The organism is Streptomyces uncialis (assembly GCF_036250755.1).
GTDB lineage: Bacteria > Actinomycetota > Actinomycetes > Streptomycetales > Streptomycetaceae > Streptomyces > Streptomyces uncialis.
In genome coordinates this window covers 1,863,791-1,888,260 of sequence record NZ_CP109583.1, presented here as the reverse complement: position 1 = coordinate 1,888,260, position 24,470 = coordinate 1,863,791, and the positions used below count along the sequence as shown (strand labels likewise).

Below are 24,470 nucleotides of genomic sequence, written 5' to 3'. Positions count from 1 at the left end.
GACGGACACGAGGTGGTCACATGCTGTTCTGGCAGGTTCCAGCGCCCAACGAGGCGATGCTGATCTCCGGTTCCAAACGGCAGGCACAGGACACGCAGTTCCGGATCGTCACCGGACACGGCAGCTTCGTCCTGCCGATCAAGCAGAAGGCCCGCATGCTCTCGCTCGCCCTGCGGGAGGCGGAGATCGCCGAGGACTGCGTCACTCAGCAGGGCATCCGGCTCACGGTCCGGGCCGTGTGCGTCTTCAAGGTCGGGGACGACGCCGTGTCGATCGCCAACGCGGCCCGCCGCTTCCTGTCGGAACAGAGCCGGATGGAGGAACTGGTCGGACGGATCTTCGCCGGACATCTGCGCTCGATCATCGGCGGACTCACGGTGGAGCAGATCATCCGTGAGCGCAGCAGGGTCGCACAGGAGGTGATGGCGGGAAGCCACGGCGAGATGGAGAAGCTGGGCATCGTCGTGGACGCTCTTCAGATCCAGGAGATCGAGGACGCCACCGGATACATCGACAACCTCGCCGCTCCCCATGCCGCCGCGGTGGCCGGCCAGGCCCGGATCGCGCGGGCCAAGGCCGATCAGGAAGCCTCGGAACGCGAACAGCAGGCCGCCGCGCTCAAGGCCGAGTACGAACGGGACACGGCGATCAAACGCGCGGGGTTCACCGCCGAGACGGAGCAGTCCAACGCCCGCGCCGCACAGGCCGGACCTCTGGCACTGGCCCGGGCGTCCCAGGAGGTCATCGAGGAACAGACCGCGCTCGCCCAGCGCCAGGCGTCACTGGCGGCCCAGCACCTGGAGGCGGAGGTGCGACGCCCGGCGGACGCGGAGGCGTACCGGCAGCGCACCCTTGCCGAGGCGGGCCGGGACCGGGCCAAGTTCGAGGCCGACGGCACGGCCTACACGGAGCGGACCCTGGCGCAGGCCCAGGCGGACGCGAACTCGGCCCGCGCCCGTTCGCTACGGGACGGCAACCAGGAACTTCTCGCGGCCAACCGGGTGGTGGAGAACCTCCCGGTCCTGGCCCAGGCGGCTGCCGAGGGCATGTCGGGAGCCAACCTCACGGTGCTCAACGGAACCGACGGCGTCGACGACATGGCGGCGGGCCTGGTGGGACAGGGCATGGCCATCCTGCGTTCGCTCCGCTCCACGACCTCCGGCGGAGCCCTCGGACAGCCACCCCGGCGCGAAGCGGAGGAAGACCGACATGGATGAGGAACGCGCCCGCCGCATGGTGGAGCAGCTGCGGGCCCGCGAGGTGATGGCCCACCTCGTGGAGGCCGGGGTCTACGAATTCGGCATCCGCGTGGTCATCGACGGAGGGATCGAAGCGCTCTGGGACGTCGACGGAGCCGCCGGGCTGGACGCGGAGATCGTCGACGAGGGCACCCTCATCGGCTTCGTCCCCCATGTCCCCGGTTCCGAGAACTTCACCGAACAGCAGCTCGTGGACACCATCGCGACCACGAACTACTCGACGGAAGGGCTGCATCCCCCGACGGACACGTCACCCGGCCCGCCCCCTCCCGGACCGGTCGCCCCCGCGCCCCCGGACGGCGGCGGCCTCCCGTACCCCGACGCCCCACCACCTGCCCGCCACCAGCGCCGCGCCCACTGGTTCCGGCGGGGCGGACGATGACGGTGCCCGGAACGGGTGGGGACACCGCCCCCGCCGAGCGGCCCGCGCCGGCCCGCGCCGCGCACGACCCGGACGCCCCGGTCGTGGTCCGCACCACCGGCCTGAGGAAGGTGTATCCGGCCGGGAACGTCGTGGCTGTGGACGGGATCGACCTCACCGTGCGGCGGGGCGAGATCTTCGGTCTGCTGGGCCCCAACGGCGCGGGCAAGACCACCACGGTCGGGATGCTCACCGGCCGTGTGGTGCCCACCGCGGGCTCTGCCCGCATCGGCGACATCGACATCGTCGCCCAGCCGACCCGGGCGAAGCAGATCATCGCCGTGGTAACCCAGCAGAACACCCTCGACCGCTCGCTGACGGTCCGGGAGAACCTCTACTTCCACGGACTGCTCTTCGGATTCCCGCGCCGCGAGTCACGCCGGACGGCGGACGAGCTCCTCGACGAGTTCCGTCTCGCGCGCTGGGCGTCCTCACCCGTCCAAGCCCTGTCGGGAGGCATGGCCCAGCGCCTGATGCTCGCCCGGGCCATCTTCCACCGCCCCGCCGTCCTGTTCCTCGACGAACCGACGGGCGGCCTGGACCCACAGGGCCGCCTCGCCTTGTGGGAGGTGCTGGAGCGGCTGATCGCCGACGGGCAGACCATCGTGCTCACCACGCACAACATGGAGGAGGCGGACCGCCTCTGCGACCGGGTGGCGATCGTCGACCACGGCCGGGTGCTCGCCCTGGACACCCCCGACGCGCTCAAACGGGGGCTGGGCGCCGACACCACCGTCACGGTCATGGCCAACGGCCCCGTGGACCGGCTGGAGGCGCTGCTCCGCCGGGACATCCCGGAGATCATCCGCACCCGGCCCCTCGACGGCGGAGTCGAACTCCAGGTCAAGGGCAACGACCGGCTGCTGACGAGGGTCGTCACCAGCGCCGAGGCCGGGGGCGTCGAACTTGTCGACCTCTCGCTCGCCCGGAGCACCCTGGAAACGGTGTTCATCGGTCTCACCGGAAAGGAGCTGAGGGAGTGATGTCCACCCCCGGTACGGCCCCCGCCGACCGTGTCCCGCCCGCGCACCGGATCGACCTCGTGCCGCGGCGTTCGGCCGCCGCGTCGAGCCGGCTCGCCCTGGGCGCCCTGATCCGGCGCGATCTGACGGTGCTGCGCAAGAACTTCGGCGAGTTCGCCGGACGGACGCTGATGCAGCCGTTCCTGCTGGTGTTCGTGTTCCTCTACGTCTTCCCCGTCATCGGGCAGGGCGTAGGGTCCGCCGGGGGCAGGGCGGGGGAGTCCGCGTTCGCCACCGCCCTGGTACCCGGCGTGGTGTCCATCGCCATCATGTTCCAGGGCATCCAGTCGGTACGGGTGGCGAGAGCCGACGCGGCACAGATGCGCGAGTCCTGCCACGCCGTCGTGGTCTGCCCACGGGCACCATTCACCAACACCGCTCACAGCGATGTGCGGATGGCCGGCCTCACCGCCAACCCACCCGTCATCGCGGCGATGGGAAAGCAGCTCACCGGATACACCGGGCCTGTGGTCGTGGTGACGACCCCGTGGACCCCCTGACCCGCCTGATGACCGAGACCTCCGGCGCCACCCGCGTCTTCGGCGTCGGCTCGGCCACCGACAGCGCCCGCTACCGTCTCACCCTCGCCCGACTCCTCGCCGTTCCCGTCGCCTCCGTCGAAGGACGCGTGATCGGGGAGCACGGCGACGCCGCCGTGGTGTGCGCCACCGCCACCCGCGTCAACGGCCTCCCCACCGCCGTTCCGATGCAGGCCGTCCACAAGGAACTGACCGCCCGCCCCTGCCGGATCAACGCGCGACTAGGCCGCGCCCGCTCCGGCCCCGCCGGCGCGGTCCTCACCGGACCGCACTCACCGCCGCACTCGGCCTGGTGAACAACGTGGTGGAACTGTCCCGTCGTCAACCCGGACGGGTCCTGCCTCGGAACCCCGCTGAGGTTCACCGCGGGCAAGGGCCACCGTAGTCCTTGCCTGCCTCGACGCCGCGGAACAACGACTGTTCGCCGAGGCGGACCAGAAGGTCCGCACCGCCTACCAGAAGATCAGGCACTACGCCGAAGGAGACACCCGCCCCGTGAGCCCGAACATCACTCGCATCACCACTGCCGGCCACACCGTCACCGTCACCAGCGACGCCCACTCCATCCCCGCATGGTCCCGCCGCTACTTCGGTCCCTGGTGGAACGCCACGGAGCACACCGGCCCCCTCACCGGACCGGTCGTGGCCGCCGACATCGACGCAGCAGAACTCTCCCGGCTGACCCGGAACGCGCTCGACCGCCCGCACCAGACCAGCCCCTACGCCGGAACAGTCATGGTCCACCGACGCCACAGCGACGGCACCGTGACCGCCGCCCAGCCCGGCCAGGACCTCGCCTACCACTACGAGCCCGCCGAACGGCGGCTGCGGATCGTCGGTGGCGCCCCCACCCCGGTCGCCACCGCGGCCGCACGCCTCGCCCGCGAACTGCTCCGCTCCCAGCTCATCGCGGACGGATGGCAGATCCTCCACGCCTCAGCTGCCGTCAAGGACGGCCGCGCTGTCCTCACGCTCGGCGGGAAAGGCGCGGGCAAGAGCACCACGGCCCTGCTGCTGGCCCGCGCCGGATGGCGCCTGCTGGCCAACGACCGCGTCTTCGTCCGCCCCACCGCCGACGGCGGAGTCCAGGTGTTGCCCTGGCCCGCAGCCGCCGCCATCGGACTCGGCCTGCTCGACGCCCTCGGACTGTACGACGGCGTACGAGCACGCGTCCTCGCGGGCGAAACCCTGCACCCCACCCAGCACCAGCGCGTCACCGACGCCCTCACCTCCGGCACCCGCGAACCCCTGTGGAACGAGAAGGGCAAGGAACTGAAACCCCAGTTCTTCCCCGACCAGATCCAGACCTGGCTCGGCGCACCGCTCGCTGCCGACGGTACGGCAGCCCACATCCTCTTCCCCCGCATCACTACCGCGCAGGACCCGGCCGTCACCGGCGAAGGCCGCGAACTCACCCCCGACGACTTCTTCACAGCAGGCACCGAAGACCGCTACCCCGACATCTTCGGTCTGGCCCCCGCCAGCACCGAACCCCACCCGGCCCAGCGGGACGACCTCACCAAACTCCTGTCCAGGCTCCCCCGGCACGGACTCACCCTCGGACACGACACGGCAACCAACACCCGTCTCCTCCAGAACCTCACCAGCCAGCGGGCCGAACCGCAGCACTGACCGGGAGCAATTCAAGACAGCTCGGGCCCCGACCAGACACTCGTTTGTACTTTCCACACCCCTTCGACGCGGGGAGCACCGGTGGTCGTCTGCTCGGGTACGGGCCAGCACAGACGATGAGCGGACTTGTGGAGAAGCCGAGCCGGGCCCCGGTGCCACAAGCTGGTGGAAGAGCGCGGCCCGGGTGCTCTGCGGTTCCTGCAGGGCCTGTTGCGGGTCACGCCGCACTTGCTGGCCCATCTTGCGACGTCCGGCCGTGCGGCATGCCGCCGCTGAGCCAAAGCTGTCGCTGGCCGTCGCCTTGTAGGCCTGCACTCACCAAGTCCAGGTCGTCACCACCACTCGGCCCATGGTCGACTTGGGATCGGCTGATCACGAGCTGTAGTCGGAATGAGGCCCGACCGCCCGTGAGGGTGGCTCGCTTTGGCGCCGAGCCAGGCGGCTGGTCCGATCAGGGCCATAGTGCCCAGCGGTCCGGTCGGCCACGTAGCGGTGCAGCGTCTCTCACCGCTACAGGCCGAGAAGGTATTCGCCCACAGCAGACGAGAAAGAGCCCCACGGGACTGGAACCATCCCCGGAGGCCATGTCAACGTATAACTTCCCGGAAACACCAGGTCAGAGATATTTATGCAGTGAGGAGGCCAGCCGTTTCGATGCCGCTCGCCGTGCCCTTTCTCGCGCCATGGCCCCTCCGAAGGAGGCCCGCCTCCCGCAGCCCGTACTTCGATCGGTCCGCTTCACTGCCTCCGGTCCTTCTGACGCTTGGCGCCAGAAACGCGTAGACCGCCCAGTCGGAAGCCTGGCTACGACTGCCTCTGCGCGGCCGGGCTATCGGTAAGGGCTTGGTGCAGCACGGAGATCGCAAAGCAGTTGATGGTACTCGCAGGGCACAGCCCATCCCGGTGCTGTCGCCCGAGTTGTCGGTGCCCCGAGCGCGTCGTTACTCGCAACCTCAGACGACCCACTGGGGGCGGGCTGGTCGTCTTGGTCGAAGACGATGCCCACCCCGCGCTCCGGTCTGTCCGGTTGACCTCGTAGCCTCGAATTTGGGGTGGAATATAGGCCACGATCCCCGGTAGCCGAAATCGGGGATCGTGAAGAGAATTGATCGAGTTCGCTCGCGGCTGTGCCTGGCGGTGGAGCGGGAGCAGATAATGCCGTAATTTCGCCTAACCCTTATCGGTAGAAGCTGCATTGTTGATGTGCCGCTGTTAAGGAGAGTGAGTGTTCTGACCGATCCCATCAAGAAACTTCCGCCGAACTCGAAGGGGAAGATTAGATACCGTTTTGTTGTCGACGCAGGAATCGACCCCGAAAGCGGGAAGCGTAAGCAGGTGAGGCGCACCTTTGACTCGTTGAAGGAAGCTAGAGCTGAGTATGCGAGCATAGCTAATCGGCGGCATGAGGGATCGTTTGTGCCGCCCAACAAGATTACTGTGAATGAGTGGCTCGACCGATGGCTGGCCATGAAGGCGGAGGATCTCGAAGAAACCACCATATACAATTACCGGATTACCCTGGACCGAGTTCGGGGGAGGCTAGGAAACATCCGCCTCCAGGATCTTACTGAAGAGCACGTGGAAGAGTGGAGGGACTGGGCGCTTTCGCATGGCCGTGTGCGTGGCAAAAGGGTCGGGACGCCACTCAGTGTCACGAGTGTGGATATGAGCCTCGGACGGCTGAAGGAAGCGCTGGGAAGAGCCGTTACCCGGCGGTTGGTGTACGTAAATGCCGCTACACACGTGACCATTCCACGGAGGGCGCGTAAGGAGGAGCGGAAAGCTAAGGAGGAAGTGCGGCCCTGGAACGTCCAGGAGGTTCAGGAGTTCATCCATGGCATCAGAGGAGAGCGCCTGTACGCTGGCCTCCTTCTATCGCTGATGGGGCTTCGTCCAGCTGAAGTCTGCGGCCTTCGATGGGAAGACGTCGACCTGGAGAACGCCATCATCATCATTGCCAACACACGTACGATGATGGGCAACCGGTACGTCGTGGAGAAGGACACCAAATCCCTTTCGGGTGAGCGTGCTCTGCCGCTGCCAGCTCCGGTGCTAGGTGCCCTCAAGGCATTTCGGGCTCTCCAAGCCGAGGAGAGAATCATTCTGGGGGAGGCGTACGTGGTGTCCGGCTACGTGCTCGTACACGAGGCGGGCGATGCCTTCACGATCAAGCAACTTCGGCGGCGCGCGTACCGGCTTATGGAGGTTCTGGGGCTCCGTCGGGTCAGGCTCTACGACGCACGTTCGTCGTGCTTCACCTTCCTCGCCAACAACGGCGTGCCTGACCACATACTCGCGCGATGGGCCGGGCATACGAATATCAAGACGACCAAGCGGTGGTATGTAAAGCCGGATGTAGAGGATCTTCGTGGAGCCGCCGCCACGTGGGGCGGCCTGCACGGGGCTACGGAGGAGGAAGCGTGAGCCACGCGGTCTACCTGCTGAGCGTCTCGCCGAGCCGAATGGCCAGCAAGGTCGAGGTGGATTCGGAGTCCGGCTGCTGCTTGTGGACGGCAGGAGTCCGGGAGGGGCATCCGGCTACAGTCAAGCGTTCTACGTGGGGAAGGCGCGCAACCCGAGCCGCCTGGGGAAGGGCACGCCAGGATGACCCCGGACACGAGTACATGCCGGTGAGCCATACCTGGTCGCTTGAGGGTCCCGGCGCCGGAGCTGGCATTGTGGGAGAGCCGAGACTGGCCAGGTCCACCCCGGCGATGTGACATCTCGTGACAGATGAGAGGGTTTTCCGGGTGACTGAGACACCACCGAACACCCTGCAACACCGCTTTGACGGGCCAGAAGACGCTCCGGTCCTGGTGATCGGGCCTTCCCTGGGTACCACATGGCACATGTGGGACCGCCAGGTCCCGGAGCTCGCCGGTCAGTGGCGCGTCCTGCGGTTCGATCTGCCCGGCCACGGAGGCGCCCCCGCCCGCCCGGTGTCCTCCGTCGGGGAACTGTCCGACCGGCTGGTGGCACTGCTCGACGAGCTGGGTGTCCAGCGCTTCGGCTACGCGGGCTGTGCCTTCGCGGGCGCCATAGGGATCGACCTCGCGCTGCGCCAGCCCCACCGGGTCGCCTCGCTGGCCCTGATCGCCTCCTCGCCCCGGTTCGGCACCCCCGACGAGTTCCGCCAGCGCGGGGTCGTCGTACGGACCAACGGGCTCGACCCGATCGCGCGGTCGTCGCCCGAGCGCTGGTTCACCCCCGGGTTCGCCGCGGCCCAGCCCGCGATCACCGAGTGGGCCGTGCAGATGGTGCGCACCACCGACCCGGGCTGCTACATCGCCGCCTGCGAGGCGCTCGCCACCTTCGACGCGCGGGCCGCGCTCGCCCGGATAGGAGTGCCGACGCTGGTCCTCGTCGGCTCCGAGGACAAGGTCACCGGGCCCGCCGAGGCACGGACCCTTGTCGCCGGCATCCCCGACGCCCGGCTCGCCGTCGTCCCCGGCGCCTCCCATCTGGCCGCCGTGGAACAGCCCGTCGCGGTCACCGATCTGCTCGTACGGCACTTCTCCACGTCCTGGGCCGCGCAGTCCGACGCGACCGGACAGCACCGGCTCGTCACCACGGCGACCGTCCCCGCCCCGGCCGCACCGCCCGCGGCGGTCGCCGTCGCCGCCATCGCGCCCGCCGCGGAACAGTCCGGCGGCAGGCCCACGGGCGACGCCTACGAGGCGGGGCTGAAGGTACGCCGCGAAGTGCTCGGCGACGCGCACGTGGACCGTACGCTCGACGCCGCCGACGACTTCTCGGAGGACTTCCAGCGGTTCGTGACCCGCTACGCCTGGGGCGAGGTGTGGGACCGCCCCGGACTCGACCGGCGGCTGCGCAGCACGGCCGCCCTCAGCGCGCTGGTGGCGGGCGGCCACACCGAGGAACTGGCCACCCACACCCGGGCCGCGCTGCGCAACGGGCTCACCCCCGCGGAGATCAAGGAGATCCTGCTCCAGGCCGCCGTCTACTGCGGTGTGCCCGCTGCCAACCGCGCCTTCCGTGCCGCCCAGCAGGTCATCCGGGAGGAGACGACCCCGCAGGAGTGACCCGCCCCGGGACCGGATCGGGGGCATCCCGGGCCCGCCCCGGAGCCGTCCCGGGACCGGATCACGCGGGACCAGCCCTTCCGGGTCGCCGGGGTGACCCGCTGTGGCGTGTGCGCGGGCGCCGGGCACCGCGCGATGGAGGATGGTGCCCATGAAGCTCACCAAGAAGACACACGCGTGCGTACGGCTGGAGAAGGACGGCCGCTCCCTGGTGGTCGACCCCGGCGGGTACACGGAGGAGGACGCCACCCGGGGGGCCGCGGCGATCCTCGTCACGCATGAGCACCCCGACCACTTCAGCGAGGAACGTCTGCGGGCCGCGCTGGACGCCGACCCGGCCACCACCGTGTGGACGCTCCGGTCGGTCGCCGCGCAGCTGTCCGCCGCGTACCCGGGACGGATCCGCACGGTCGGGCACGGCGACACCTTCTCGGTCGCGGGCTTCGACATCGAGGTCCACGGCGAACTGCACGCCGTGATCCACCCGGACATCCCCCGGATCACCAATGTGGGATTCCTGGTCGACGGTTCGGTCTTCCACCCGGGCGACGCGCTCACCGTTCCGGGCCGCCCGGTGGACACGCTGATGCTGCCGGTGCACGCGCCCTGGAACAAGATCTCCGAGGTGATCGACTACGTCCGCGAGGTCGGGCCGCGCCGCGCCTACGACATCCATGACGCGCTGCTCACCGACCTGGCCCGGCCCCTCTACGACCGCCAGATCGGGTCCCTCGGCGGAGCCGAGCACCTGCGGCTGGCCCCCGGCGGCACCGCCGACCTGTAGCCGCCCCCGGGCGGTCCGGGGCCCCGGGTTGTCACACCCGCCGGGTAGGTTGGGGGACATGCGTATCGCCACCTGGAACGTGAACTCGATCACCGCGCGGACCCCCCGTCTGCTGGCCTGGCTGGAGAGCACCGGCACCGATGTGCTGTGTCTCCAGGAGGCGAAGACGACCGAGGCGCAGTTCCCGGTCGCCGAGCTGCGCGAGCTGGGGTACGAGTCGGCGGTCCACGCGACCGGCCGGTGGAACGGCGTCGCGGTGATCTCCCGGGTCGGTCTGGAGGACGTGGTCAAGGGCCTGCCGGGCGACCCGGGCTACGAGGACGTCCAGGAGCCCCGCGCCGTCGCGGCCACCTGCGGTCCGGTCCGGGTCTGGTCGGTGTACGTGCCGAACGGCCGGGAGGTCGGGCACGCGCACTACGCGTACAAGCTCCGCTGGTTCGAGGCGCTGAGGGCGGCCGTCGCGGACGACGCGGCGGGCAGCCGCCCGTTCGCCGTCCTCGGTGACTACAACGTCGCCCCGGCCGACGAGGACGTCTGGGACATCTCCGTCTTCGACGGCGCCACCCATGTCACCCCCGCGGAGCGGGCCGCGCTCGCCGACCTGCGCGCCACGGGCCTCGGCGATGTCGTCCCGCGCCCCCTGAAGTACGACCACCCGTACACGTACTGGGACTACCGCCAGCTCAGCTTCCCGAAGAACAAGGGCATGCGGATCGACCTCGTGTACGGGAACGAGCCCTTCACCAAGGCCGTCACCGACGCGTACGTGGACCGTGAGGAGCGCAAGGGCAAGGGCGCGTCCGACCACGCTCCCGTCGTGGTCGACCTGGACGTCTGAGCGCCGGACGGCCTGGTGGCCCGGCGCCGGGCGGGCCTGAGAGGTACCGCCCGGCGGTGGGGCCTCAATGGCGCAGTTCCCTCAGGTCCACCGAGTCCGCCAGCGCGGCCATCCCGGCGTCACCGGGGTGCAGATGGTCCCCGCTGTCGTAGCGGGGCGCCATCCGGGACGGCTGCTCCGGATCGCGCAGCACCCGGTCGAAGTCGAGGACCGCGTCGAAGGGCGGCCCCGGCTCGGCGCGCAGCGCGTCGTTGACGGCCCGCCGCTCGGTGTCGACGGCGGCCGTGCAGCGCTTCTCGCCGCCGCAGGGCGTGAGCGTCGCCACCACCACCCGCAGTCCCCGGGCCCGTGCCCGGCCGGCGACCTCCCGCAGCCCCGCCAGCACCTCCCCGGCCGTGGCGCCCCAGCGCAGATCGTTGACGCCCTGGAAGACCACCAGGGTCCGGGCGGAGGTCTGGGCGAGCGCGTCGCGGTCCAGCCGGGACAGCACGCTCACACCCGACGAGTCCTTCGACACCCCGTCGCCGGGGTAGCGGTCGGTGAGGACGCGGTTGGCGGAGATCCCCTGGTTGAGGACGCCGTGGCGGGGTGCGCGCGGGCGGTTGTGCAGCCGGGCCGTCAGATGGTCCGTCCAGCGCAGATCGGTGTCCCGGTTCGCCTCCGACGCGTCCGTGATGGAGTCCCCGATCACGACCACCGACCCGGGGCCGCCGCCGACGTCGACCCCGGTGAGCAGCGGCCAGGTCGTGATCTCCTCGGGGAAGGCCGCCGGGTCGGTCGTGCCGGTGCGGTCGCCCGCCCCGCCGAGGTACGAGGTGCGGGCCGACTCGCGGTGCAGGGGAGCGGCCCGGACCGTCCCGGGCAGATGGAAGCTCACCAGCAGATCCGTGCCGGGGGGCACGTCGAAGGGGAGCGGGTCGCTGAAGACCTGGGCGCCCGCCGGGATCTCTGTCCCGTCCGCGCCGCCGAAGGCCAGCGGGACGGGCTTGTCCCGCGGTGTCGCCCCGGCGTCGCGGACGGCGACGCTGGCCGCCCCGATCCGTACCGGCTCCGGGGCGAACGTGTTGTCGAGTCGGACCCGCAGCCGGGGGCCGCCCGCCGAGGTGCGCACCACGAGCCGCAGGGTGCGGTCCGTCCAGGGGCCGACCTTGGCGTAGGTGCCGGTGGAGGTCGCCCAGCTGCCGGTCCAGCCGGTCGTCGAGGGCCGTACCCCGATCGCGAACACATGGAGGTCCGCGCCGGACCCGTCCCGGGGCAGGGTGACCGAGGCGATCTCCCGGCCGGGGACCAGCGGGACGGTCACGGCGTACAGCTTGGCGCGTTCGGTGAGCCGCCCGGAGGGCTTGTTCACATGGGGCAGCGCCACGGCCTTGGTGGCGAGCGGGCCGCCGCGCCAGTCGGGGGCGGTCAGCCGGTACGGGGTGCGCAGCCCGTCGCGGTAGCGGACGGTGCCGTCGCCGGTGGCGGTGCCCCGGGTGCCGGTGACGAGGAGGACCAGCGCGTCGCCCTGCCCGGTGACCCGGACGGCCTGTCCGTCCGCCCGGACGTTGTCGAATCCGCCGTCCACGGGCCGGGGCCAGGTCAGCGGCGCTCCGGCGACCGTCATCGTCCGGCCCGGGGTCCAGCCCGCCGCCGCGAGATCGCCCGCCGACAGGGACGCGCCGGAGCCGTCGAGGTCCGCGTACTGGGGCCGGTCGTCGTCGCTGATGCCCCGGTTGTCGAACAGGTGCTCCAGGGGCAGCGGGGCCCGGGACGCCTCGGGGACCGGAGTCCGGCCGGCCGCGGCGGCGGTGCCCGGCGGGCCGGGGATCGTGCCCGGGGTGAGCGGAGTCACAGCCGTCACCACGGTGAGCAGGACCGCCGCCGTACGGTTCCGCCACCGTCTGCCGGGCCCTTCCACTGGGCTCATGGCCGTTCCTTCCGCTCGGGTGGCGGGAGGCCACGCGCAGGTCGTACGGGGACGACGGGCTTGCCGGGCCCTGTACCCACCGGGCTTCCGTGTCCCGGCCGGGGTCCGGAAGCCGCAGGTCCACGCACCGGAGGCCGGTCCGCGCGCACGCCGTCCGTCCGCCGACGCTAGGCAGCGCGCCCCCTTACGTCAACGCACGACGCGCGTACACCCGTCGAACGGCCGCGCGTACGGCCGCGCGCCTGTGGTGCGGTGGGCGGCACGAGTGCCAGGCTGGAGGTATGAAGATCCCTTTCGTGGACAAGTGGCGCAATCGGCGGCCCGGCTCACACGGCCAGGGGCTCGCGAGGGTGTTCGAGGACGATCCCGGGGCGGTGGCGGAACTGTTCGCCGAGTGCGAGCTGCTGCGCTCGCAGGCGAGCGGCGCCGGACTCGAACTGGACGACACGGCGGCGTCGTTGACCGACCTCGACCAGTTGCTGCCGCGCTGGCGCGATGACCCGGAGGCGCTGCCGTGGCTCGGCAACGACGCGGGTCTGTATCTCGGCACGGTCATCATCCGTACGGTCCCCGGCGCCTCCTGGTGGGTGTGGCCCGGCGGGCGGCCCGTGGTGCGGCTCGCGTCGGGGCGGGAGATCCCGGTCGTCGAGGCGGGTCTTGAGTGGGCGGTGCACGGCGCCCCCGGTCTGTCGCAGGTCTACGCGGAGGCGGCCGAGTTCTGATCCACCCCGCGCCCCGCCGCGGGCGGGCGCCGTGACCGGGCCGCGCGCCCGCCCGGCCGCCGTGCCGCACGGGAATGCGCGTGGTCCGGCCCGCTGACCTCAAATACGGTTAATGACGATACGTGCGTGTCGTCGCTTAAGTCCCATATTGCGGTGGATAGTTTGCGCGGACCGACACCGCTGAGAGTGGGCAGGGCAGGGCATGGCCGTCGATCCGTTGATCGAACTGCGTGACGTGAACAAGTACTACGGGACGGCGCATGTCCTCAAGGACATCGACCTGACCGTCGGCAAGGGGGAGGTGGTCGTCGTCATCGGCCCGTCAGGGTCCGGCAAATCCACGCTGTGCAGAACCATCAACCGGCTGGAGACGATCGAGTCCGGCTCGATCCGGCTCGACGGCCGCCCGCTGCCCGAGGAGGGCAAGTCCCTCGCGCGGCTCCGGACCGAGGTCGGCATGGTCTTCCAGTCGTTCAACCTCTTCGCCCACAAGACCGTCCTCCAGAACATCGCCCTGGCCCAGATCAAGGTGCGCGGACGCCGCCGGGAACAGGCCGAGCAGCGGGCCAGGGAACTGCTGGACCGGGTCGGTCTCGCCGACCAGGCCGACAAGTTCCCCGCCCAGCTCTCCGGCGGCCAGCAGCAGCGCGTGGCCATCGCCCGCGCCCTCGCCATGGACCCCAAGGCGCTCCTGTTCGACGAGCCGACCTCGGCGCTCGACCCGGAGATGATCAACGAAGTGCTGGAGGTCATGCGCCAGCTCGCCCATGACGGCATGACCATGGTCGTCGTCACCCATGAGATGGGCTTCGCCCGCTCCGCCGCCAACCGCGTCGTGTTCATGGCCGACGGCCGGATCGTCGAGGACCGCACCCCGGAGGACTTCTTCACCCACCCGGAGAGCGACCGCGCCAAGGACTTCCTCTCCAAGATCCTGAAGCACTGAGGGGGACACCTCATGACACCCCGGGGGACCCCCCGCGCACTCCGCCCGACCGCCGTCCTCCTCCTGCTGCTGGCCGCCCTGGCCGTCCTCACCGCCGCCTGCGGCAAGGACGGCAGCCCGCCCGTGAAGGGCCCCGAGGCGGGAGCCCTGCCCACGTACGAGGTCGACAAGGACTTCACCCTGCCCGGCTCACCGACCTGGGAACGCGCCAAGAGACGCGGATATCTCACCGTCGGCGCCAAGGAGGACCAGCCCTACCTCGGCGAGAAGGACCCGGCGAGCGGCGCGTACTCCGGCTTCGACATCGAGATCGCACGGATGATGTCCGCCTCCCTCGGCTTCGCCCCCGCCACCCTCCGCTTTCGCACCATCGCCTCCGCCAACCGCGAGACGGCGCTCCAGAACGGCCAGATCGACTTCTACGTCGGCACCTACACCATCAACGACAACCGCAAGAAGCTCGTCGGCTTCGCGGGCCCCTACTACCTCGCCGGACAGGGCCTGCTGGTCCGCGCCGACGAGAACGACATCAAGGGCCCCCAGGACCTCGCGGGCAAGCGCGTCTGCTCGGCGGCCGGCTCCACCCCGTACCAGCGCATCCAGAAGGACTACCCGAAGGCCGACCTCGTCGCGTACGACACCTACTCGGTGTGCGTCGACAACCTGCTGACCTACCAGGTCGACGCGGTCACCACCGACGACGCGATCCTCATCGGCTACGCCGCCAAGGTCCCCGAGGAACTCAAGGTCGTCGGCAAGCCCTTCTCCCAGGAGCCGTACGGCATCGGCGTCCCCAAGAACGACAACGCGCTGCGCTTCGCCCTCGACGACGCACTCGCCGCCCGGGAGAAGAACGGCGACTGGAAGAAGGCGTACCAGGCGACCCTCGGTCTGTCCGGGGTCCCCGCGCCCGAGCCGCCCGCCATCGACCGCTATCCGGCGAGCTGAACGAGGCCCCCTGTTGAACGTACTGACAAGCAATTTCGACACCTACGCCAAGGGATTCCTCGGCACCGTCGAACTCACCGTCTACTCCTCCGCGCTCGCCCTGCTGCTCGGCTTCGTGATGGCGTCGTTCCGGGTGGCCCCCGTCGGATCGCTGCGCGCCTTCGGCACCGTATGGGTGGCCGTACTGCGCAACACCCCGCTCACCCTGCTGTTCTTCGCGGTCCTCCTCGGACTGCCGCGCTTCGGGCTCGTCCTGCCCTTCCAGGTGTTCGCGGTCCTCGCGCTCGGCTGCTACACCTCCGCGTTCATCTGCGAGGCGCTGCGCTCCGGCATCAACACCGTGCCCAAGGGGCAGGGCGAGGCCGCCCGCAGCCTGGGGATGACCTTCGCGCAGACCCTCACCCTGGTCGTGCTGCCGCAGGCGTTCCGGTCGGTGATCCCGCCGGTCGGCTCCACCCTGATCGCCCTCGCCAAGAACTCCGCGATCGCGGGCGCCTTCAGCGTCACCGAACTCCTCGGCACATACAAGACGCTCAGCGAACTCGGCTACAACATCGTCTGGACATTCATCTGGATCGCCGTCGGCTATCTGATCATCACACTCACCATCAGCGCCCTGTTCAACCTGATGGAACGCCACTGGGGGGTCGTCCGGTGACCGTCGCTCTGCCCACCGCCGACAGCGGCTCCCCGCACCACGCGCCCCGGGAGTCGAACGCCCTCTACGACATCCCCGGCCCCCGGACCCGCCACCGGCACCGGATCTACGGCCTGATCTCGACGGCCGTCCTGCTCGCCCTGATCGGCTGGATCCTCTACCTCCTCTTCGACACCGGACAGTTCACCGCCACCAAGTGGACGCCGTTCGAGTACAAGGGCATCCAGGAACTGCTGCTGCGGGGCCTCGGCAACACCCTGAAGGCGTTCGGGATCGCCGCCGTGCTGTCCCTGGTGCTCGGCGCGCTGCTCGCCACCGGCCGGCTCTCCGACCACGCGCCCGTGCGCTGGCTGTCCACGCTGATCGTGGAGTTCTTCCGCGCGATGCCCGTCCTGGTGATGATCTTCTTCATCTTCGTGGCGCTGAAGGTGCAGCCGCTGCCCGCGCTGGTCGCCGGGCTCACCCTGTACAACGGCAGTGTGCTCGCGGAGGTCTTCCGCTCCGGCGTCAACGCGGTCGAACGCGGCCAGGGGGAGGCGGCGTTCGCGCTCGGGATGCGCAAGACGCAGGTCATGTCGTACGTCCTGGTGCCGCAGGCCGCGCGGGCGATGCTGCCCGCGATCATCAGCCAGCTCGTGGTGGCCCTCAAGGACACCTCGCTGGGATATCTGATCACCTATGAGGAGTTCCTCCACGCCGGGAAGCTGATCGCGTCGAACCTCGACTACGATCTGCCCTTCATCCCGGTCGTGATGGTGATCTCACCGATCTACATCGGGATGTGCATGCTGCTGTCCTGGTTCGCCCACTGGGTGGCCCGCCGGCAGCGCCGCAATCCCAGGACGGAGGCCGTCGACATCGCACCGCCCGAGCCAGGGACGCTGCTGCCGGGCGGGAATCCCCCCGCCGCTCCCCGGGGCTGAACCCGGGGAGGGAAGCGGCGGTTCGCGGGGCCGGGCCCGCCCGGCGGCGGCCGGAGATCACCGCTCGCGCGGCGGTACCGACAGAGCAGGGCGGTCGGCCGCGGGCGAGGGGAAGGTCAGTCGCGCGCCGGACGGGTTGCGCTCCGGGCTTCCCGCGGAGCGGGGCCTTGGCACACCTCAGGTGTCCGCCGTCGTACGGGCACCTCATCGGCCGGTCACCATGACGCGCACCTCGTGTGACTGTCACCGTGACTCGCACCTCAGGTGTCCGTCGCCGTGGCGCGGGGCGGTGGGCTACCCCGCGTCCGGCGGTGCCGACGCGCCCGGAACGTCCGGAGCGTCCGGGGAACCGGCTCCCGACGCTCCCGACCCGGTCCCGGCCCCGGTCTCGTCGGCTCCCGCTCGCGCCCCCGCGTCGGCGTTCTTCTCCGGCTTGCGCACCGTGCACACCAGCGAGTCCTGCCGGACATCCGCCACCACCGTGTCGCCCGGGTCCGCCTCGCCGCTCAGCAGCAGCGACGCCAGCCGGTTGTCCAGCTCCGTCTGGATCGTCCGGCGCAGCGGCCGGGCCCCGAACTCGGGCTGGGTGCCATGGGCCACCAGCAGCTTCTTCGCCGCGTCGGTCACCTCAAGGCGCAGGCCCTGGGCCCGTACCCGGCGCTCGCTGCGGTCCAGCAGCAGCTCCAGGATGCGCGCCAGATCCTCCGGACCCAGCCCGTGGAACACGATGATCTCGTCCACGCGGTTCAGGAACTCCGGCAGGAACCGGTCCCGCAGATCCTCCATCAGCTCGTCCTTGAGCCGCCCGCTCAGCACCCCGCTGCCGTCGTCCACCTCGCCCCGCCGGGCCAGGATGCGCTGCGCGCCGATGTTGCTCGTCATGATCACGACCGTGTGCCGGAAGTCGACGGTCCTGCCCCGCGCGTCCGTCAGCCGGCCGTCGTCCAGCACCTGGAGCAGCGCGTTGAAGACATCGCGGTGCGCCTTCTCGATCTCGTCGAACAGCAGCACGCTGTACGGCTGTCTGCGCACCTTCTCGGTCAGCTGGCCCGCGTCCTCGTGGCCCACGTACCCGGGCGGCGCCCCGACCAGCCGGGACACCGTGTGCTTCTCCTGGAACTCGCTCATGTCGAACCGGACCATCCGGTTCTCGTGCCCGAACAGCAGCTCCGCGAGGGCCTTCGCCAGCTCCGTCTTGCCGACCCCGGTCGGCCCCAGGAACAGGAACGAGCCCACCGGCCGGTCCGGGTCGCCCATCCCCGCGCGGCTGCGGCGCACCGCCTCGGACACCGCGACCACCGCCTCGTCCTGGCCCACCACCCGGGAGTGCAGCGCGTCCTCCAGCTTCAGCAGTTTCTCCTTCTCGCTCCGCGTGAGCTGCGAGACGGGGATACCGGTCCGCCGGGACAGCACGTCCGCGATGTCGTCGGTGGTGACCCGCATGACGCCCTCACGGCGTTCCGCGACCCCCGCGACCTCGTCCTCGACCGTGGCGATCCGCCGTTTGAGTTCCGACGCCCGCTCGAAGTCCTCGTTGGCCACCGCCTGGTCCTTCTCCCGCTGGAGCCGGGCGACCCGGTCCTCCCGCTCGACGACCTCCGTGGACCGGCCCAGCGACCGCAGCCGGACCCGGGCGCCCGCCGTGTCCATCAGGTCGATCGCCTTGTCCGGCAGGAACCGGTCCGCGATGTAGCGGTCCGACAGCTCGGCGGCGGCCACCAGCGCCTCGTCGCTGAACCGCACCTGGTGGTGTGCCTCGTAGGTGTCCCGCAGCCCCTCCAGGATCTGGACCGTCTCCGCCACCGTCGGCTCGGGGACGGTGACCGGCTGGAAACGGCGCTCCAGGGCCGCGTCCTTCTCGATGTGCTTGCGGTACTCGTCGATCGTGGTCGCCCCGACCACATGGAGCTCACCGCGGGCCAGCGCCGGTTTGAGGATGTTGCCCGCGTCCATCGCGCCCTCGCCCCCGGACCCCGCGCCCACCACCGTGTGCAGCTCGTCGATGAACAGGACGGTCGACTCCGAGGCCGCCCTGACCTCGTCGATCACATTCTTCAGCCGCTCCTCGAACTCGCCCCGGTACTTCGACCCCGCGACCAGCCCCGGCAGATCGAGGGCCACCACCCGCCGGTCCTTGAGGCTCGCCGGTACCTCCCCGGCGACGACGCGCTGCGCGAGGCCCTCCACGATCGCGGTCTTGCCGACCCCCGGCTCACCGATGAGCACCGGGTTGTTCTTGGTGCGCCGGGACAGCACCTCCACGGTCTGCTCGATCTCCTCGGCGCGGCCCACCACCGGGTCCAGCCGCCCGGCCCTGGCCTCCTCGGTCAGATCGAGGCCGTACTGGTCGAGGGTCGGGGTGTCGCTCTGCCGCTCCGGTGCCTCACCGCGCCGGGGCGGGGTGTCGGCGGCCCGCCGCAGCGAGGCGGCGTCCGGCACATGGTGGGCGATCGCCCGCGCGGCACCGGAGTTCCGGTCGTCCAGCAGGGCGCCCAGGATGTGCTCCGGACCGATGTACGACGACCCGGCCGCCCGGGACCGGGCGTGGGCGCCGATCAGCACCCGTTTGGCGGCGGGGGTGAGCCCCGGCTCGGCCGAGGGTGACGAGGACTCGCCCGGCAGCGCCCGCGCGATCTGTCGGCCCAGCTCCTCCGGGTCGGCGCCCGCCTCCTCGATCAGGGAACGGGTGGGCTCGGTCCGGGTGGCCGCCCACAGCAGATGTTCGGTGTCCAGATCCGGACTGCCGTCCTGCTCCGCTCTGGCGGAGGCGGTGGCCAGCAGCTCCCGGGCCGAGTCGCTCAGCAGCCGCCCGATCGGGACCCGCTGCACCGCGGGCGGGGCGGAGCCCGGCGACATCCCGAAGAAGCGGTTGAGCAGGTCGGAGAAGGGGTCCGGGCCGCCGGGAGACCCGAAGGAGGACAGCGACATGGCACGCTCCGCGGAAGTTCGTGAGGGACAAGTCCACACAAACACCGCGTGATGCGCCCTGCAATCGGGGCGCCGGGGCCCGCCGGGCCCGGGGGCGGGCGGGGAACGGGTCCGGGAGCGGCCCGGGAGCGGGCCTGGAGTCGACCCCGGACGGCTCCGGACGGCCCCGAACGCGAAGGAGCCCCCGGTGTACGGGGGCTCCTCGGACGGGTCGGCGAACCGGTCAGTCCAGTGCGCTCAGGTCCTGCCACTTCGCCCAGGACAGGTTCCACGCGCCGTAGCCGTTGCCCGCGTCGGGGACGCCCTTGTGCCCGGGGCCCGTCACCTCGAAGGGGTCACCGGCCCGCACCTGGCCGTACAGCCAGGAGGCGTTCGAGTCGCTCATCCCGATGCAGCCGGAGCTGCGGTTGGCGTTGCCGAAGTACGCGGCGTTCCACGGCGCGGCGTGCGCGTACATCCCGGACCAGGTCAGCCGCATCGAGTGGTCGACCATCTTGTCGTACGCGTCGCCCAGGCCGACCGTCTCGGAGTTCATCCGGATGGTGCCCTCCTTGGCCATCAGCACGGTCGTCCCGCCCCAGGACCGCTTGTCGCCGCCGGGCGTCCCCGCGGACATCGGCACGGTGTTGACCACCTTGCCGTCGCGCTCCAGCCGGAGCTTCTTCGTCGCGAGGTCGACCTTGACGATCTGGGCGGCGCCGATGGTGAAGTTCGTGTCGTAGTCACGGACGAAGAAGCCGCCGCCGGAGTCGATGCCGTTCAGGTCGGCCTTGAGCCGCACCTGGGTGCCCGAGCGCCAGTAGTCCTTGGGCCGCCAGTCGATCCGGTCCCGGCCGCTGTAGTCCTTGATCCAGCCCCAGGAGCCGACGGTGTCGTTCGACGTGCTGACCTTCAGCGCGCGCTCCACGTCGGCCTTGTCGGTGACCGGGTTGTCGAAGACGATCGACAGGGGCTGGCCGACGCCCACGGTCGTCCCCTTGCCGGGCGCGAGGGTCAGCTTGTTGACCTTGGCCGCGGCGGCGGTGGTGAACGCGGCGGTGGCCGAACCGCCCTCCTTCGTGGTGGCCTTCACCTGGTACGCGGTACCGGGCGCCGCCACCCGCTTCGAGGTCCAGGTACGGCCGTCTGACGAGACCTTCCCGGTCAGCGCCGCCCCCTTGGCCGCGGTGACGGACACCTCCTTCAGACCGCCCTTGGCGAGGGTCACCGTCACGGGCTTGCCCGCGGCGGCCTGCCGGCCCTTCAGGTTCACGGATATCTCGGCCCGGGCGGGAGCGGCCGCCTGGGTGCCCGATCCGCCCTTGCCGTCGTCGGAACCGCCGCCGGAGCAGGCGCTCAGCAGGACGGCGAGACCGGCGGCCCCGGCCCCCACGGTGAGCAGCCGCCCGCGTCGGCCGGGGGAACGCTTCGCAGCGGCGCCCGTGGCCGGGTGCGGTGCGGTGGGCAGCGGTGCGCTGGACATCAGTGTCGTACCTCCGTGCGATTCGGAATCGTCCGGAGAGAGTGCGGGCCGGGCCGTGAGGTTCCGCCCGTGCGCGTTGGTCGTCCAGCTGTCACAGAACCGGGACATTCCAGCGCCTCATCAGCGGATTCCCGCCGCGGTGGGCAGCCTCAGGGAGCCCGGTGCGACGTACGGGGCACGACGGCCGGGACCGGTTCCTGGGCCGCGCCCGTCACGTCCGCCACCAGCTCGACCACATCGGGCCCGTACGCCTGCGAGTTCACGACCTTCAGCAGCAGTACGAACGAACCGCCCCGGTGCTTACGGGCCAGCCGCTCGTGATGACGGGCCAGATACCGGGTCGCCGCCTGGTTGGTGATCGCGCGCTGGCCGCAGAACAGGAACACCGGCCGCGCCGTGTCCCCCTGACCGGCGGTGAGCCGGGCCAGCAGCACGTACTCGGTCCGCCCGGGCTCCAGCCGGTACCGCTCGGAGCCGATCTGGAAGGCGCCCCGGTCCGGCCCGGGCTCCGGATCGGCGTTGACCCGCACCCCGGGCAGCAGCCCGGCCATATGGGCCGCCATCCGCCGGTTCACCGTCGGGTTGCCGAGGCAGAACTCCGTCCGCTCCCCGAATCCCTGCTGCACCGCGTCGTGCGGGACGATCTGCGCGTGCGCCCCGCAGTCCTTGACCAGGGCCGACAGCTCGATCAGGGCGAACATGTCGGGTTGCGGCACCGAGAGCTCGGGCCCGCCCGGCCCCCGGCTGACGACGAGCAGCGACTCGGCGTGGTCCGGCAGCCCGAGGAACGCCTGCTTGCGGCGCAGCTTGCGCCGCCAGAGCTGCGTCCGCGCGGCCCACCCGAGCAGGGCACCGACAGCCGCGGCGGCCGGCCAGGCGGCGATGAGGAGCACGTCGTCGGTCATGGGCGCGCATGTTAGCGCCCCTCCGTACGGAGGTTCGAGGGGGGACCGGGTGGCGGGACGGCCCGCCACCCGGCCGTCGGCCGTCCGGCCCTGCCTGGGCGAGGCGTCCTGGCGACCGGCCAGGGCTGAAGTTACAGTGCGCGGACGCCCGTTGACCGGAGGTACGCATGCGTCGTTCCCGTGCACGGAACCTGTCCGTGCTGGCTGTCACCACCGCTGTCGCCTCCCTCGGGGTGACCGCGCCACCGACGGCCGCCGCCCCGCCGCGCACCCCCGACAAGGTGCCCGTCGCCGTCGGCCACGGCGGCGCCGTCTCCAGCGTCGACCCGGACGCGACCGCCGCCGGGATCGAGATCCTGCGCAAGGGCGGCAACGCCGTCGACGCGGCCGTCGCGACGGCCGCCGCCCTCGGGGTCACCGAGCCCTACTCGGCGGGCATCGGCGGCGGCGGCTACTTCGTCCACTACGACGCGAAGTCCCGCACGGTGCGCACCCTGGACGGCAGGGAGACCGCGCCCCGCTCGGCGGACACCGGGCTCTTCCTGGAGAACGGCCGGCCCATACCCTTCGACCAGGCGGTCACCAGCGGACTCGCCGTCGGCACCCCCGGGACACCCGCCACCTGGCGCTCCGCGCTCGACGCCTGGGGCAGCGAACGGCTCTCCACCCTGCTGAAGCCCGCCGAGCGGCTGGCCCGCGACGGATTCACCGTCGACGCCACGTTCCGCGCCCAGACCGAGGCCAATCAGGCGCGGTTCAAGGACTTCCCCGCCTCGGCGGAACTCTTCCTGCCCGGCGGCGGGCTCCCGGTGGTCGGCTCGACCTTCAAGAACCCCGACCTCGCCCGCACCTACGCCGAGCTGTCCCGCAAGGGCATCGGCACCCTGTACCGGGGGAAGCTCGCCGAGGACATCGTCCGTACGGTCGCCCGGCCGCCGGTCGACCCCGCGTCCGGGCGGACCGCCCGGCCCGGCGACCTCACCGAACGGGACCTGCGCTCCTACCGGGCCCTGTTCCAGAAGCCCACCGTGACCTCGTACCGGGGCCTCGGCATCCACTCCATCGCGCCCTCCTCCTCCGGCGGGACGACGGTCGGTGAGGCCCTGAACATCCTGGAGAGCGAGGATCTGTCGAAGGCGAGCCGGACCGCCTACTTCCACCGCCTCATCGAGGCCAGCCGGATCGCCTTCGCCGACCGGGGCCGCTGGGTCGGCGACCCGGCCTTCGAGGACGTACCGCAGAAGGAACTCCTCTCCCAGCGGTACGCCGACTCCCGCGCCTGCCTGATCAAGGACGACGCGGTCCTGCGCAGCCCCCTCGCCCCCGGCGACCCCCGCCGGCCGGTACCGTGCGCGGCGGGCGGCAAGGCCGCGCCCACGACGTACGAGGGTGACAGCACGACGCATCTGACGACCGCCGACAAGTGGGGCAACGTCGTCGCGTACACCCTCACCATCGAGCAGACCGGCGGCAGCGGGATCACCGTCCCGGACCGGGGCTTCCTGCTCAACAACGAGCTGACCGACTTCTCCTTCGCGCCCGCCGATCCGGCGGTCCACGACCCCAACCTGCCGGGGCCGGGCAAGCGTCCGCGCTCCTCGATCGCCCCGACCATCGTCCTCGACCGGAACGCGCGGCCCGTCCTCGCGCTCGGTTCGCCCGGCGGTGCGACGATCGTCACCACCGTGCTCCAGACGCTGACCGGGGTGGTCGACCGGGGGCTGCCGCTGGTCGACGCGATCGCGGCGCCGCGGGCCAGTCAGCGCAACCAGGCGACCACGGAGCTCGAACCCGCGCTGTGGGACAGCGCGCTGCGGGCCGAGCTTGAGGCCATCGGGCACGGGTTCCGGCAGAATCCGGAGATCGGGGCGGCGACGGGGGTCCAGCGGTTGGCGGACGGGCGGTGGGTCGCCGCGGCGGAGCGGAGCCGCAGGGGCGGCGGGTCGGCGATGGTCGTGTCGCCTTCCCCCGCCTCTCCGGGGCCCCTCGGCTGAGCGGCTCCGCGCCGCTTGCGCCCCAGGTGGCTGCCACTTGCTGTCGCTTCGCGGCTGCGGGTTGGCCCTCGTCTTCGCGCAGTTCCCCGCGCCCCTGGATGCTGCCCCTGTTCGTCGCTCTTCGGGTGCGGGCCGGTTCTCGTTTTTGCGCAGTTCCCCGCGCCCCTTTGGGGCGCTCCCGGTGGGTTCTTCGGGTCGGTGCCGGTCGGGATTCTCCGTCCTCGCTCCAACGCGCTCGGTACGACGTCCAGTGGCCGCACTGGTGGCGTCGGAGTCTGCGGGCAGAGATTCCCGCCCACCCCCTCCCGCAGCAGCGCGACTGCGCGAGGAGGGGGGTCCCGCACCCGAAGGGCGGCCTCAGGCGGGCGCCCCTCAGGGGCGCGGGGAACTGCGCGAGCAACCAAGAACCATCCGCAGCCGAACAGGGACCGCAAGGGGCGCGACCTAAGGGGCGCGAGGAACTGCGCACCCACGAACGACCCGCACAGGGAAAAGTACGCCCAGCACAAGAAACCCAGGGGCGCGAGGAACTGCGCA

General features: G+C 71.0%; 20 protein-coding genes. 16 read left to right on the top strand and 4 right to left on the bottom strand.

The features are described from left to right. The first annotated feature begins 20 nt into the window (after positions 1 to 20). The 10 genes from OG711_RS07490 (at position 21) to OG711_RS07445 (ending at position 10,538) form a co-directional block, all read left to right on the top strand. Positions 21 to 1,217, top strand: a complete 1,197-nt coding sequence (locus OG711_RS07490) for an SPFH domain-containing protein (RefSeq protein WP_266506586.1) — start codon at positions 21 to 23, stop codon at positions 1,215 to 1,217. Continuing rightward, positions 1,210 to 1,641, top strand: a complete 432-nt coding sequence (locus tag OG711_RS07485) for a hypothetical protein (protein ID WP_266506584.1) — start codon at positions 1,210 to 1,212, stop codon at positions 1,639 to 1,641. The genes OG711_RS07490 and OG711_RS07485 overlap by 8 nt, the downstream gene beginning before the upstream one ends. Then, positions 1,638 to 2,663, top strand: a complete 1,026-nt coding sequence (locus OG711_RS07480) for an ABC transporter ATP-binding protein (RefSeq protein ID WP_266506582.1) — start codon at positions 1,638 to 1,640, stop codon at positions 2,661 to 2,663. Before OG711_RS07485 ends, OG711_RS07480 begins: the two co-directional genes overlap by 4 nt. After that, positions 2,663 to 3,202, top strand: a complete 540-nt coding sequence (locus tag OG711_RS07475) for a hypothetical protein (protein ID WP_329558808.1) — start codon at positions 2,663 to 2,665, stop codon at positions 3,200 to 3,202. The genes OG711_RS07480 and OG711_RS07475 overlap by 1 nt, the downstream gene beginning before the upstream one ends. After that, a complete protein-coding gene (locus tag OG711_RS07470) occupies positions 3,190 to 3,537 on the top strand; it encodes a Rossmann-fold NAD(P)-binding domain-containing protein (RefSeq protein ID WP_329558807.1) in 348 nt (115 codons plus the stop codon). The genes OG711_RS07475 and OG711_RS07470 overlap by 13 nt, the downstream gene beginning before the upstream one ends. 199 nt (positions 3,538 to 3,736) lie before the next feature. Beyond that, positions 3,737 to 4,873 carry a hypothetical protein gene (locus OG711_RS07465; RefSeq protein WP_329558806.1) on the top strand — a complete coding sequence of 379 codons (1,137 nt, stop codon included), beginning with the start codon at positions 3,737 to 3,739 and terminating at the stop codon, positions 4,871 to 4,873. Positions 4,874 to 6,094: 1,221 nt separating this feature from the next. Further along, positions 6,095 to 7,297: a tyrosine-type recombinase/integrase gene (locus tag OG711_RS07460; RefSeq protein WP_329558805.1), complete on the top strand. Its 1,203-nt coding sequence runs from the start codon at positions 6,095 to 6,097 to the stop codon at positions 7,295 to 7,297. A gap of 326 nt (positions 7,298 to 7,623) precedes the next feature. Further along, positions 7,624 to 8,916, top strand: a complete 1,293-nt coding sequence (gene pcaDC / locus OG711_RS07455) for a bifunctional 3-oxoadipate enol-lactonase/4-carboxymuconolactone decarboxylase PcaDC (RefSeq protein WP_329558804.1) — start codon at positions 7,624 to 7,626, stop codon at positions 8,914 to 8,916. A 151-nt stretch (positions 8,917 to 9,067) separates the two neighbouring features. Beyond that, complete coding sequence (locus OG711_RS07450) at positions 9,068 to 9,700, top strand: MBL fold metallo-hydrolase (protein WP_073790176.1); 633 nt, start codon at positions 9,068 to 9,070, stop codon at positions 9,698 to 9,700. 58 nt (positions 9,701 to 9,758) lie between these two features. Then, a complete protein-coding gene (locus tag OG711_RS07445) occupies positions 9,759 to 10,538 on the top strand; it encodes an exodeoxyribonuclease III (protein WP_329558803.1) in 780 nt (259 codons plus the stop codon). Positions 10,539 to 10,602: 64 nt separating this feature from the next. Here the strand turns inward: OG711_RS07445 and OG711_RS07440 are convergent, their stop codons facing one another. After that, positions 10,603 to 12,447, bottom strand: a complete 1,845-nt coding sequence (locus OG711_RS07440) for a GDSL-type esterase/lipase family protein (RefSeq protein WP_329558802.1) — start codon at positions 12,445 to 12,447, stop codon at positions 10,603 to 10,605. A gap of 281 nt (positions 12,448 to 12,728) precedes the next feature. On the opposite strand from OG711_RS07440, the gene OG711_RS07435 reads away from it, so the two are divergent. From OG711_RS07435 to OG711_RS07415, 5 genes are all read left to right on the top strand, one after another. Beyond that, on the top strand, positions 12,729 to 13,169 hold the full coding sequence (locus OG711_RS07435) for a DUF6278 family protein (protein WP_073790182.1): 441 nt from the start codon (positions 12,729 to 12,731) through the stop codon (positions 13,167 to 13,169). Between the two features lie 202 nt (positions 13,170 to 13,371). Continuing rightward, a complete protein-coding gene (locus OG711_RS07430) occupies positions 13,372 to 14,115 on the top strand; it encodes an amino acid ABC transporter ATP-binding protein (RefSeq protein WP_073790184.1) in 744 nt (247 codons plus the stop codon). A 12-nt stretch (positions 14,116 to 14,127) separates the two neighbouring features. After that, positions 14,128 to 15,063: a glutamate ABC transporter substrate-binding protein gene (locus OG711_RS07425; protein WP_329558801.1), complete on the top strand. Its 936-nt coding sequence runs from the start codon at positions 14,128 to 14,130 to the stop codon at positions 15,061 to 15,063. A gap of 13 nt (positions 15,064 to 15,076) precedes the next feature. Next, on the top strand, positions 15,077 to 15,721 hold the full coding sequence (locus tag OG711_RS07420) for an amino acid ABC transporter permease (protein WP_073790188.1): 645 nt from the start codon (positions 15,077 to 15,079) through the stop codon (positions 15,719 to 15,721). After that, positions 15,718 to 16,644 carry an amino acid ABC transporter permease gene (locus tag OG711_RS07415; protein WP_385917845.1) on the top strand — a complete coding sequence of 309 codons (927 nt, stop codon included), beginning with the start codon at positions 15,718 to 15,720 and terminating at the stop codon, positions 16,642 to 16,644. The genes OG711_RS07420 and OG711_RS07415 overlap by 4 nt, the downstream gene beginning before the upstream one ends. A 294-nt stretch (positions 16,645 to 16,938) precedes the next feature. Here OG711_RS07415 and OG711_RS07410 read toward each other — a convergent pair whose 3' ends face one another. From OG711_RS07410 to OG711_RS07400, 3 genes are all read right to left on the bottom strand, one after another. Next, positions 16,939 to 19,572 carry an ATP-dependent Clp protease ATP-binding subunit gene (locus OG711_RS07410; RefSeq protein ID WP_329558800.1) on the bottom strand — a complete coding sequence of 878 codons (2,634 nt, stop codon included), beginning with the start codon at positions 19,570 to 19,572 and terminating at the stop codon, positions 16,939 to 16,941. 223 nt (positions 19,573 to 19,795) lie between these two features. Then, positions 19,796 to 21,034: a L,D-transpeptidase gene (locus OG711_RS07405; RefSeq protein WP_079184800.1), complete on the bottom strand. Its 1,239-nt coding sequence runs from the start codon at positions 21,032 to 21,034 to the stop codon at positions 19,796 to 19,798. Positions 21,035 to 21,183: 149 nt separating this feature from the next. Continuing rightward, positions 21,184 to 21,939, bottom strand: a complete 756-nt coding sequence (locus tag OG711_RS07400) for a hypothetical protein (protein ID WP_073790192.1) — start codon at positions 21,937 to 21,939, stop codon at positions 21,184 to 21,186. Between the two features lie 167 nt (positions 21,940 to 22,106). On the opposite strand from OG711_RS07400, the gene ggt reads away from it, so the two are divergent. Further along, positions 22,107 to 23,933 (top strand): gamma-glutamyltransferase, encoded by a 1,827-nt coding sequence (gene ggt, locus OG711_RS07395; protein ID WP_329558799.1) that lies wholly within the window; start codon positions 22,107 to 22,109, stop codon positions 23,931 to 23,933. The last annotated feature ends 537 nt before the right edge of the window (positions 23,934 to 24,470 follow it).